Genomic DNA, 11,700 nt, shown 5'->3' on the forward strand with positions numbered 1-11,700 from the left:
ACGAGCCGGATCAGTTCGTTGCCATGACCGGCTGGTCGTCCGCCATGACCGCGTTTTCGTCATATTGGAAGTCCTGGGCACGCTGCCTGTCCTCATCGGTCATCTCGCCCATGACCATGCGGTCGCCTTCCATGGTCATGCGGGCGACGGGAACCGGCACCACGCCGCTGCCCATCCCCAGAGCCTCGCCCGAGGTCAGCAGGATATACTGCTGCCCATCCATGTCCATGACACCCTGGGGATTACCAAGCTCTTGCCCGTCGGCCGTCACGACGATCAGGCGCTTGACGTCGCCGACCGTCATCTGGCCCTGCGCGCCTGCCGTCCGCTGCCCTTCCGCCGCCGGTGCCGCGCCTGCCGCGTCGGCCTGCATCGCGGCACGGCGCTGTTCGCGTTCTTCGGGCGTTTCGATGGTGATCTGCGGCTCGCCCGCCATCTGCACGTCAACCGTCGGTTCCTCGGTCATGGTGACAGTGACGTTGGGCTGGACACCCGAGAACGAGATTTCGGGTTCGGCCCGGGTGATCTCGACCTGCGGCTGTTCGGCGGCTGCCACAAAGCTGACAATGGGCTGCTGCTGGGCCAGGTCCACGTTGCCCGACACCTGCTGAGCGCCATCGGCGTTGGCGGTGTCAGTTTCGGCCTGGTCCGCCGGAGCCTGCCCGCCTTCGGCAAGGCCCATCTCGATGTCAAGCTGCGGATCGGGCTGGGTCACGATGATCTCGGGCTCGCCCTGCACGACCTCGACCTGGGGATCGGCCTCGGTCACGGATACCTGCGGATCGTCTTGCAGCACATAGATGCTGGGCGCGGGCATGGTGACGCGGACGTTGATGGTCGGGATCTCGACCGCGATCTCGGGCCGGGCCTGCTGCACGTCGATCTGCGCCGCGCCGTCCTGGACGCTGACCTGCGGGGGCGCCTTGCGCACGATGACCTCGGGACGGGGCACCCGGACATCGACATTGGGTTCGGGCACGCGGACGACCGCCTCGCCCACGATCGTCGCCTCCTGCGAGGTTTCGACCGATTCGGTGGTCGCCTCGGCCTCGGTTTCGGCCGTCTCGGAGGCGGTTTCTGCCGTCGCACCGGCCTGTGCCATCAGCAGGTCCTGAATCTCGACGCATTCGGCGGCATTGTCGCTGTTGACGGCATCGGCGACGCGGGTCGGTTCGACCCCCGCAACGGATCCGTCCTGATCGGCGATGAACTGGCCCAGCGCACGGCATTCGGCGCTTTTTCCCGCAAGTTCCTCGACGTTCACGTTCAGCGTCTGCGCCGTCGAGGGAACAGCGAAAGCCACCGTCAGGGCCGTGCCCGCCAAAAGCGTTTTCAGGTGTGTCGGATTGTTCATCTGCTTGACCTCCTTGCCATTCGGCCTGCCGCAGGCCTGGAAAAATTCGCGGCGGTAGTGCCGGGCAAAGGGCGTAAAATTGGCTCCGTTCCGTTATCTTTTGTTAATGAGTATTTAAAATAATGAAATTTCCGGCAAATTTCCGCCTCACAATTTGGTAAGCGCGGCGGAATTCGGCGTATGGCATCATTCGTGCGTGATCGGGTCGATCAGCACCCGATGCCCTGGGGCGACCTCGCGATAGACCGATGGCGAGGCCTTGTATTCAACAGGATGAATCGGCGAGGGGATCGGCTTGAAGTTCAGATCCTCGCTGATCTTCTTGCGGCGCGGATCGGCCACGGGCACGGCGGCCATGAGTTGCCGGGTGTAGCTGTGCTGCGGGTTCTCGAACACCTGGGCGCGGGTGCCGATCTCGACGATGCGGCCCAGATACATCACGCCGACATGGTGGCTGACGCGTTCCACCACCGCCATGTCGTGGCTGATGAACAGCATGGAAATCCCCAGATCCTGCTGCAATTCCATCAGCAGGTTCAGGACCTGCGCCTGCACGGACACGTCCAGCGCCGACACCGCCTCGTCCGCGACGATCAGGCGGGGGTTCAGCGCCAGGGCGCGGGCGATCGCGATGCGCTGGCGCTGGCCGCCCGACATCTCGTGCGGATAGCGGCGCATGAAGCTGCGGGGCAGCTCCACCCGGTCGAACAGGGCGGCGATGCGGTCGCGGCGTTCGGACCGGCTGCCGATGCCGTAATTCTCCATCGGCTCGGCCACCTGGTCGTAAAGCTTCATGTGCGGATCCAGGCTGGCGAAGGGATCCTGGAAGATCATCTGCATGTCGCGGCGCGCGCGGCGCAGCGCGCGCGGGGGCAGGGCCAAGATGTCGGTGCCGCCCAGCGACACCTGGCCGGATTCGGGTTCCACCAGCCGCAGGATCGAGCGCCCGCAGGTGGATTTGCCGCAGCCGGATTCGCCCACCAGCGACAGGGTTTCGCCCGCGTTGATGGTGAAACTCACATCCTCGACCGCGTGGACGCGCGCAACCGTGCGGCGCAGAAGGCCGCCCTTGACCGCGAAGCGCGTGGTCAGGTGCTCGACCGTCAGAAGGGGCTTGGGGTCGGCGACGATGATCGGCTCCGGCGCGCCCACCGTGCCGTCGCGCATCAGGCGCATCCGCTCGGGGGCGGGCTTGCCGGTCATTTCCCCAAGGCGCGGCACGGCAGCCAGCAGCATCCGGGTGTAATCCTCGCGCGGGGCCTCGAAAATCTGCTCGACCGGGCCCTCCTCGACCTTCTGGCCGCGATACATCACGACCACGCGGTCGGCCATCTGCGCCACCACGGCCATGTCGTGGGTGATGAACAGCACCGCGATGCGCTTTTCGCGCTTCAGCCGGTCGATCAGGGCCAGGATCTCGGCCTGGATGGTCACGTCAAGGGCGGTCGTGGGTTCGTCGCAGATCAGCAGGCGCGGCTCGCAGGCCATGGCGATGGCGATCACGACCCGCTGGCGCATCCCGCCCGACAGTTCGTGAGGATACTGGTCCAGGCGGCGTTCGGGTTCGGGGATGCGGACCTGGCGCAGGATTTCCAGGGCGCGGGCGCGGGCCTGGGCCTTGGTCATGCCGCGATGGACCATCAGTCCTTCGGCCAGCTGGTCGCCCACGGTGAAGACCGGGTTCAGCGCCGTCATCGGCTCCTGGAAGATCATGCCGATCTGGTTGCCGCGGATGTCGCGCATGGCGGCCGAGGATTGCTGCGCAAGGTCGATGGTCCGACCGTCGCCCGCGTCGAACATCAGCCGCCCGCCCGCGATGGTGCCGCCGCCGAATTCCACCAGCCGCATCAGCGACAGCGAGCTGACCGACTTGCCCGACCCGGATTCGCCCACCACGCAGACGCATTCGCCCGGATTGATCGAAAAGCTGACATCCTTGACGCCAACAACGACGCCATCGCCGGTCTCGAACTCGACCCGAAGTTTTTCAACGGAAACAAGCGGATTGTCGTCCAGCATCCTGCGGCCCCCGGCATTGCCCTTCCCCCGGAGGCTAGCGGGAGGGGCCGGATTGTCCAAGCGGAAAGAACCGGCGGGACGTTGCGTGATAAGGCTTGCTTTCCAAAGGGGCTTTGATTGAAACTGGCCTCATTCCGCGGGGAAAAAGACTGCCCGATCAAGGGCGCCAGCCGTTTTTCAGGGCGCATCTCGCGGCCCGAAACTTCCGACAGGAGAGACCGATGAAGCTGAAGACACTGCTGATGGGCGCGGCCGCCACCCTGGCCCTGGCGCCCGCCGCGATGGCCGAAAGGGGCAGCGACGGCGCGCTGAACATCATCATGTGGCAGGCGCCCTCGACCATGAACCCCTATCTGTCCGGGGGCACCAAGGAACTGATCGCGTCCTCCATGACGCTGGAGCCGCTGGCCGGCATGACGCCCGAGGGCGAGCATTACACCCGCCTCGCCGCCGAAATCCCGACCCTGGAAAACGGCGGCATTTCCGAGGATCTGAAATCGGTCACCTGGAAGCTGCAAGAAGGACTGAAATGGTCGGACGGCACGCCTGTCACGGCGGCCGACGTGGTGTTTTCGGGCGAATACTGCATGCATCCCGAAGGCGGCTGCTCTCAGCTTGCCAAGTTCGAGGGGATCGAGTCGATCGAGGCGGTCGACGACCTGACGGTCAAGATCAACTTCACCAATCCCATGCCCGATCCCTATTCGGCTTTCGTGGGGTCGAACTCTCCCATCATCCAGAAGGCCCAGTTCGAGGCCTGCCTGGGCGCCAACGCGCCGACCTGCACCGAGCAGAACTTCAACCCGATCGGCACCGGCCCCTTTCGCGTGACGCAGTTCCTGACCAACGACGTGATCACCTTCGAGGCGAATCCCGAATACCGCGACCCGATGAAGCCCGCCTTCGCCACCGCCACCGTCAAGGGCGGCGGCGATGCGGCGGCGGCGGCCCGCGCGGTGCTGGAAACGGGCGAATACGATTACGCCTGGAACACCCAGCTTGCCCCCGACGTGATCGCCGGAATGGAGCAGATGGGCCGCGGCAAGGTCAGCGCCGCCTTCGGCAGCCTGGTGGAACGCATCCACGTGAACCTGACCGATCCCTCGCCCTCGCTGCCCGAGGGCGAGCGTTCGACAAGCGCCCATCCCCATCCCTTTCTGACCGATCCGGCGGTGCGCAAGGCCCTGTCCATGGCCATCGACCGCCAGCTTCTGTCGGAAATCGGCTATGGCACGGCGGGCAAGCCCACCTGCAACTATGTCCCCGCCCCCGAGGCCTGGGCCTCGCCCAACGAGGAATGCCTGGTTCAGGACATCGAGGGCGCCAAGGCGCTGCTGGACGAGGCGGGCTGGACCGTCGGCGGCAGCGGCGTCCGCGAAAAGGACGGCGTGGCGTTGCGCATGGTCTTCCAGACCTCGGTCAATGCCGTGCGGCAGGACTTCCAGGCGCTGATCAAGCAGTGGTGGTCGGAAATCGGGATCGAGACGGAGCTGAAGACCATCGACGCCTCGGTCTTCTTCGGGACCGACCCGGGTTCGCCCGACACGCTGCAAAAGTTCTATGCCGACGTTGAGATGTATGCCGACAACTTCGAGGGCGGCAACCCCGCGCCCTATCTGGCGAAATGGACCTGCGACAAGGCGCCCAGCCCCAAGAACCAGTGGCAGGGCGAAAACATCAGCCGTTACTGCGACCCGGCCTATGACGCGCTGATGGTCGAGCTGTCGAAGACCGTCGATCCGGTGGAACGCGGCAAGATCGGCCAGAAGCTGAACGAGATGCTGACCAAGGAAAGCAACGCGATCATCCCGCTGATCTATCGCGGCACGGCCTCGGCCCATTCCAACACCCTGGGCAACGTGCAGCTGAACGCCTGGGATTCGGAACTGTGGAACGTCGCCGACTGGACCCGCGTCCAGCAGTGATTCCCCGTCCGGCCCCGCGATCCGTTGCGGGGCCGGCGCCCCAGCCGGCCCATCGACGATCGGTGCCGCGCCGACCGAAGCGCCCTGTTCGAGGCATACGATGCTGACATTCACCATCCGGCGCCTGCTGCTGGCGATCCCGACGCTGCTGTTCATCTCGCTTGTGATCTTTCTGCTGCTCGAGGCCTCGCCCGGCGATCCCCTGGGCGACGTTCCCCTGACCGTCCCGCCCGAGGTCAAGGAACGCATGCGCGAGGCGCTTGGCCTGGGGTCGCCCTGGTATGTGCGCTATGTCCTGTGGCTGAAGCAGTTCTTCTGGGTCGAGCCGCTGTATTGGTTCGACAGCGTGTTCGGCACGCAGTTCAGCGCCGGGATGCAGCGCATCATCAGCTTCCAGTCGCGCAGCCCGGTGTTCGACGTGATCGCGCAGCGCATCCCGCAGACGCTGACCGTGGTGGGCTTCAGCTATCTGGTGGGCGTGCTGATCGCGCTGCCCATCGGCATCCTGTCGGCCTACAAGCAGTATTCCTGGTTCGACCAGCTGGGCACCTTTGTGTCGATGATCGGCTTTTCCATGCCCACCTTCTTCACCGGCGTGGTGCTGATCATCATCTTCGGGGTGAAGCTGCAATGGTTCCCCTCGGTCTATGACACCACCTTGCAGGTGCGGGACTGGAACAGCTTCTGGGCGCAGGTGCGGCAGATGGTCATGCCGGTCACGGTGCTGGCGCTCTACAACGCGGCGCAGATCAGCCGCTTCATGCGCGCGTCCATGCTGGACAACCTGGGCCAGGATTACGTCCGCACGGCGCGGGCCAAGGGTCTGTCGGAGCGGACCGTCGTCCTGAAGCATGTGCTGAGAAACAGCCTGATCCCGGTGATCACCGTGATCGCCCTTGGCCTGCCCGCCGTTTTCGGCGGCGCGATCATCACCGAACAGGTGTTCAAGGTGAACGGGTTGGGCCAGCTTCTGATCACCGCCATCCATGGCAACGACATTCCCATGGTGCTGACGCTGACCTTCATCTTCGCGATCCTGATCGTGCTGTTCACCCTGATTGCCGACATCCTTTACGGCATTCTCGACCCGAGGATCCGCTATGACTGACAAGCAGCGCCAGCACGCCCTGGACACGGCCGAGGCGGTGGACGCCGCGGCGGCGCAGGCCGGGGTGGTCGCGGGATTGCCGCCGGACGATCCCCACCACGCCGGCGAGACGCGCAGCCAGTGGCGCGACATCTGGCGCCAGTTCCGCAGCCATCGCGGCGCCATGGTGGCCTTGGTGCTGTTCGCCCTGACCATCCTGTTCGTGCTGGCGGGACCGTATCTCTGGACCATCGACCCGACCTATGTGGACATCCGCGCCCGCAACCAGGGCTTTTCCGCCGCGCATCCCCTGGGCACCGACCAGCTGGGCCGCGACATGCTGGCGCGGCTGATGGCCGGGGGCCGGGTGTCCATCGCCGTGGGCCTGACCGCGATGGTCATCGCCATCACGCTGGGCAGCCTGATCGGCGTGGTGTCGGGCTATTTCCGCAGGCTGGACGCGCCGCTGATGCGGCTGACCGAACTGTTCCTGGCCCTGCCCCTGCTGCCCTTGCTGCTGCTGATGGTGACGCTGTTCCGCGAACCCCTGTCGCAAAGCTTCGGCCCGGCCATGGGCACCTTCATCCTGATCGTTTCGGCCATCGGGGCGACAAGCTGGATGCAGGCGGCGCGGATCGTGCGCGGCGACGTTCTGGGCCTGAAGGAGCGCGAGTTCATCCTGGCCGCCCGGTCCATCGGCACGCCCGCGCACCGCATGATCCTGCGCCATGTGCTGCCCAACGTGCTGTCGCCCATCATGGTCGCCGCGACCCTGGGCATCGCCACGGCGATCATCACGGAAAGCGCGCTGTCCTTCCTGGGCCTGGGCTTTCCGCCCGATTTCCCGACCTGGGGGCGGCTGCTGTACGACGCGGTGGACCAGATGATCATGTATCCCTGGCGGGTGATCCTGCCGGGGCTGTTCATATCCTTGACGGTGCTTTGCGTGAACTACATCGGCGACGGGCTGCGCGACGCGATGGATCCGCGGATCCGCGGGCGGTAATTCGCAGAGAATGCGAACGAATGCGGAACACGGGCTTTCCATGAACCGCCGTCCCGCTTATGTTGTCAGAATGGAGCTTTTGGACGATTCCGACGACACGGGCGGCGTGCCGCTGTCACGACGCGCGATGGCCGCGCGCCCTGCCGCCTATCTGGACGGGCTGAACCCCGCGCAGCGCGCGGCGGTGGAAACGCTGGACGGGCCGGTGCTGATGCTGGCCGGTGCGGGCACCGGCAAGACGCGGGCGCTGACCACCCGGATCGCGCATCTTCTGATGCTGGGCCGCGCGCGGCCCGGGCAGATCCTGGCCGTGACCTTTACCAACAAGGCCGCGCGCGAGATGAAGAACCGCATCGCCCGCCTGCTGGGCGAAACGGTCGAGGGGATGCCTTGGCTGGGCACCTTTCATTCGATCAGCGTGAAAATCCTGCGCCGCCATGCCGAACTGATCGGCAACGGCGAATTGCATCTGAAACCCAGCTTCACCATTCTGGATACCGACGACCAGATCAGGCTGCTCAAGCAGCTGATCCAGGCCGAGAACCTGGACGAGAAACGCTGGCCCGCCCGCCAGCTGGCCCATCTGATCGACGGCTGGAAGAACCGCTGCCTGACCCCGTCCCGCCTGCCCAAGGGGGAAACGGCCAGCTTCGACGGCTGGGGCGGGCGGCTTTACGCGGCCTATCAGGACCGGCTGCTGGCGCTGAACGCGGTGGATTTCGGCGACCTGCTGATGCATTGCGTGACGCTATTCCAGGCGCACCCGGACGTGCTGCGCGGCTGGCAGGACCGGTTCCGCTATATCCTGGTGGACGAATACCAGGACACCAACGTGGCGCAGTACATGTGGCTGCGGCTGCTGGCCCAGGCGCATCGCAACATCTGCTGCGTGGGCGACGACGACCAGTCGATCTACGGCTGGCGCGGGGCCGAGGTGGGCAACATCCTGCGCTTTGAACAGGACTTCCCCGGCGCCCAGGTGATCCGGCTGGAACAGAACTATCGGTCCACCCCGCAGATCCTGGCCGCCGCCTCCGGCCTGATCGCCGCCAACCAGGGCCGCCTGGGCAAGACCCTCTGGACCGACGCCGAGGCGGGCGAGCCGGTGCGCCTGATCGGCCATTGGGACAGCGAGGCCGAGGCCCGCTGGATCGGAGAAGAAATCGAGGCCTTCCACGGCGGCCACCGCGCCAGCCTCGGCCGCACGGGCCTGAACGACATCGCCATCCTGGTCCGCGCGTCCCACCAGATGCGCGCCTTCGAGGACCGCTTCATGTCCATCGGCCTGCCCTACCGGGTGATCGGCGGGCCGCGCTTCTATGAACGGCAGGAAATCCGCGACGCCATGGCCTATTTCCGGCTGGCGGTCAGCCCCGCCGACGACCTGGCCTTTGAACGCATCGCCAACACCCCCAAGCGCGGGTTGGGCGAGAAGGGCTTGCAGGCCATCCAGGCCATGGCGCGGGCGCGCGGGCTGTCGCTGCTGGAAGGCACGGTGGCGGCGCTCGCGGCGGGCGACCTGTCGGGCAAGGCCGCGGCCAACATGCGCCAGTTCGCGGAAAGCATGGGCCGCTGGCATGCCGACGCCCTGGACGACCGCGTGAACCATGTCGAACTGGCCGAACGGATCCTGGACGAATCCGGCTATACCGCGATGTGGCAGAACGACAAGTCGCCCGACGCGCCGGGGCGTCTGGACAACCTCAAGGAACTGGTCAAGGCGCTGGAGGAGTTCGAGAACCTCCAGGGCTTTTTGGAACACGTGGCCCTTGTCATGGACCGCGACGAGGGCGAGGCGGCCGAGCAGGTCAGCATCATGACGCTGCACGCCGCCAAGGGGCTGGAATTTCCGGTCGTCTTCCTGCCGGGGTGGGAAGACGGGCTGTTTCCCAGCCAGCGCGCCATGGACGAGAACGGCACAAAAGGGCTGGAGGAGGAACGCCGCCTGGCCTATGTGGGCATCACCCGCGCGGAACGGCTGGCGACGATCAGCTTCGCGGGCAACCGGCGGCTTTACGGGCAATGGCAAAGCTCCATGCCCTCGCGCTTCGTCGATGAACTGCCGCCCGAGCATGTCGAGGTTCTGACCCCGCCCGGCCTTTACGGCGGCGGCTACGGCGCGGCGATGGCCTTTGCGGCGGGCGGCCCGGTCAGCGCGCTGCACGAACGCGCGGCCAAGGCCGATGTCTACAACTCGCCCGGCTGGAAGCGGATGCAGGCGCGGGCAAGCGAACGCAAGGCCCCGGTCCACCGCGCCCCGGTCATCATCGACGCCGAGCCTGCCGCCAGGTTCGCCGTGGGCGAGCGCGTGACCCATGCCAAGTTCGGCGAGGGCACGGTCATGGGCATCGCCGAGGATACGCTGACCGTGCAATTCCCCGCGGGCTTCAAGAACATCAAGGCGGCTTATGTCCAGCCGGCCAGTGACGTGCCGTTCTAGGATCCGGCCATCGCGAAGGCTGGCCCCCCGTCCAGGCGGGTGCTAACCTGCCGGGAAACCGTCGGGACCACCCTTGGCCGCCTTTGTCCGTCTTATCCTGTTCCTGCTGATCGCCGAGGCGGTGTTCTATCTGCTGCTGCGGATCTACATCCGGTCGCTGCGCCGCGAACGGCTGGAGGAGATCTGGGACGCCCGCCACCCCGCCATGGCCGGGAACACCCCCGCCCGGCGCGCGTTCGTCCGCAGATCCATGATCGGGTTCGACAAGACACTTAGATCGCGGCTGTTGCTTCTGGTTTTCGTTCTGCCCAATCTGGCGGTCATGGGCATCATCTATTGGATCAACTGGCAGTAAGGACCGCTTTCCATGCATTACCTCAAGGTCGCGGTCGGCGTGCTGTTCGGCATCGCGGTGTTCCTGTTCCTGGACTATGCGCTGCCGTCCAAGAACACGGTGCGCATCACCAACACCTATAACCGGCTGACCTCGGTCACGGCCTCGAACGCGATCTTCTATGCGTCCGACAACACCGGCACGGTGGAAAACGCCGCCGGCCAGCGCGACGTGCGCTTTATCGAGACCGTTCGCCCCAACGGCAAGGTCTTCGTGTATCGCAACGAGGATACCGGCTGGATCTGGCCGCCTTATTTCAAATACGACAGCGCCAACCTGCAAGCCGAGGCGACCAACCTGCGGTCGGACCGCAACAACCCGCAATGGGTCAGCGTGACCGCCTATGGCTGGCGGATGGCCTGGCTTTCCACCTATCCCAACGCCGTCAGCATCGACACGCTGGCCGGTCCCGACGAACGCCCGCGCAACTGGGCGGCAAGCATCGTCTGCATCGTGCTGCTGGCCCTGCTGGCGCTGATCTGGCGGATGTGGACGCAGTTCCAGGAACGCGGGCTTGGCTTGCGGAGAAAGCCATGACCCGCAATCCCGGCACCGACCTGCGCACCGATGGGTTCGCCGACATCCGCATCAACACCCCCGCCGTCGAACGCCGCGCCGCCACCCTGCCCGCCCGGCGCAGCCTGAAAAAGGATCACCAGGCGGCCTGGCTGCTGAACGCGGTGCGCTGCATCGACCTGACGACGCTTGCGGGCGACGACACGCCCGACCGGGTGGCGCGGCTTTGCGCCAAGGCGCGCCAGCCCATCGCGCCCGATCTGCTGGAGGCGATGGGCGTATCCCACCTGACCACCGGCGCGGTCTGCGTTTATCCGACCATGGTGGCGCCCGCGAAGCGCGCGCTCGGCAATTCGGGCATCCCGGTCGCCAGCGTCGCCACCGGCTTTCCGGCCGGGCTGATGCCTCTCAACCTGCGGCTGGCCGAGATCCTGTATGCCGTGGAGCACGGCGCGGACGAGATCGACATCGTGATCACCCGCGCCCATGTGCTGCGCGGCGACTGGACGGCGCTGTATGACGAACTGCGCGCCATGCGCGAGGCCTGCGGCGATGCCAAGATGAAGGCGATCCTGGCGACCGGCGACCTAAAATCGCTGGAAAATGTCGCCCGCGCCAGCCATGTGGCGATGCAGGCCGGGGCGGACTGGATCAAGACCTCGACCGGCAAGGAAGGCGTAAACGCCACCCTGCCCGTGTCCCTGGTGATGTGCCGGGCGATCCGCGACTATCGCGACGCGACCGGCCATGTTGTGGGCTTCAAGCCCGCCGGCGGCCTGCGGACAGCCAAGGACGCGCTGAACTGGCAGGTGCTGATGGCCGAGGAACTGGGCCGCGACTGGCTGCGCCCGGACCTGTTCCGCATCGGCGCGTCGTCCCTGCTGGGCGACATCGAGCGCCAGATCAGCCACCATGTGACGGGCCGCTACGCCGCCGCCCATCGCCAAGCGATTGCCTGA

At 66.0% G+C, this 11,700-nt stretch carries 9 protein-coding genes; 7 read left to right on the forward strand and 2 right to left on the reverse strand.

The window, feature by feature from the left end; genetic code table 11:
• Positions 1-10 precede the first annotated feature (10 nt).
• Together ACFOM8_RS05890 and ACFOM8_RS05895 are read right to left on the reverse strand one after the other, a co-directional pair.
• A complete protein-coding gene (locus tag ACFOM8_RS05890) occupies positions 11-1,354 on the reverse strand; it encodes a hypothetical protein (RefSeq protein ID WP_377760208.1) in 1,344 nt (447 codons plus the stop codon).
• A 186-nt stretch (positions 1,355-1,540) separates the two neighbouring features.
• A complete protein-coding gene (locus ACFOM8_RS05895) occupies positions 1,541-3,373 on the reverse strand; it encodes an ABC transporter ATP-binding protein (RefSeq protein WP_377760210.1) in 1,833 nt (610 codons plus the stop codon).
• Positions 3,374-3,594: 221 nt separating this feature from the next.
• Between ACFOM8_RS05895 and ACFOM8_RS05900 the strand changes: the two genes are divergently transcribed.
• From ACFOM8_RS05900 to deoC, 7 genes are all read left to right on the forward strand, one after another.
• Complete coding sequence (locus ACFOM8_RS05900; protein ID WP_377760212.1) at positions 3,595-5,298, forward strand: peptide ABC transporter substrate-binding protein; 1,704 nt, start codon at positions 3,595-3,597, stop codon at positions 5,296-5,298.
• Positions 5,299-5,398: 100 nt separating this feature from the next.
• The gene (locus tag ACFOM8_RS05905; RefSeq protein ID WP_377760213.1) at positions 5,399-6,406 is read left to right on the forward strand and encodes an ABC transporter permease; all 1,008 of its coding nucleotides are present in this window, start codon (positions 5,399-5,401) and stop codon (positions 6,404-6,406) included.
• Positions 6,399-7,391, forward strand: coding sequence for an ABC transporter permease (locus tag ACFOM8_RS05910; RefSeq protein WP_377760214.1), 993 nt, complete (start codon positions 6,399-6,401; stop codon positions 7,389-7,391). The genes ACFOM8_RS05905 and ACFOM8_RS05910 overlap by 8 nt, the downstream gene beginning before the upstream one ends.
• 70 nt (positions 7,392-7,461) lie before the next feature.
• The gene (locus tag ACFOM8_RS05915) at positions 7,462-9,831 is read left to right on the forward strand and encodes an ATP-dependent helicase (protein ID WP_377760612.1); all 2,370 of its coding nucleotides are present in this window, start codon (positions 7,462-7,464) and stop codon (positions 9,829-9,831) included.
• Positions 9,832-9,904: 73 nt separating this feature from the next.
• On the forward strand, positions 9,905-10,186 hold the full coding sequence (locus ACFOM8_RS05920) for a hypothetical protein (RefSeq protein ID WP_377760216.1): 282 nt from the start codon (positions 9,905-9,907) through the stop codon (positions 10,184-10,186).
• A 12-nt stretch (positions 10,187-10,198) separates the two neighbouring features.
• A complete protein-coding gene (locus ACFOM8_RS05925; RefSeq protein WP_377760218.1) occupies positions 10,199-10,762 on the forward strand; it encodes a DUF1523 family protein in 564 nt (187 codons plus the stop codon).
• Complete coding sequence (deoC, locus tag ACFOM8_RS05930) at positions 10,759-11,700, forward strand: deoxyribose-phosphate aldolase (protein WP_377760220.1); 942 nt, start codon at positions 10,759-10,761, stop codon at positions 11,698-11,700. Before ACFOM8_RS05925 ends, deoC begins: the two co-directional genes overlap by 4 nt.

The sequence above is a fragment of the Paracoccus angustae genome (assembly GCF_042648745.1).
In the GTDB taxonomy this organism is placed as follows: Bacteria; Pseudomonadota; Alphaproteobacteria; order Rhodobacterales; family Rhodobacteraceae; genus Paracoccus; species Paracoccus angustae.

Coding starts and splice junctions, on each gene's coding strand:
- ACFOM8_RS05890 (WP_377760208.1), bottom strand. CDS start 1,354: ATGAACAATCCGACACACCTGAAAACGCTTTTGGCGGGCACGGCCCTG.
- ACFOM8_RS05895 (WP_377760210.1), bottom strand. CDS start 3,373: ATGCTGGACGACAATCCGCTTGTTTCCGTTGAAAAACTTCGGGTCGAG.
- ACFOM8_RS05900 (WP_377760212.1), top strand. CDS start 3,595: ATGAAGCTGAAGACACTGCTGATGGGCGCGGCCGCCACCCTGGCCCTG.
- ACFOM8_RS05905 (WP_377760213.1), top strand. CDS start 5,399: ATGCTGACATTCACCATCCGGCGCCTGCTGCTGGCGATCCCGACGCTG.
- ACFOM8_RS05910 (WP_377760214.1), top strand. CDS start 6,399: ATGACTGACAAGCAGCGCCAGCACGCCCTGGACACGGCCGAGGCGGTG.
- ACFOM8_RS05915 (WP_377760612.1), top strand. CDS start 7,462: ATGGAGCTTTTGGACGATTCCGACGACACGGGCGGCGTGCCGCTGTCA.
- ACFOM8_RS05925 (WP_377760218.1), top strand. CDS start 10,199: ATGCATTACCTCAAGGTCGCGGTCGGCGTGCTGTTCGGCATCGCGGTG.
- deoC (WP_377760220.1), top strand. CDS start 10,759: ATGACCCGCAATCCCGGCACCGACCTGCGCACCGATGGGTTCGCCGAC.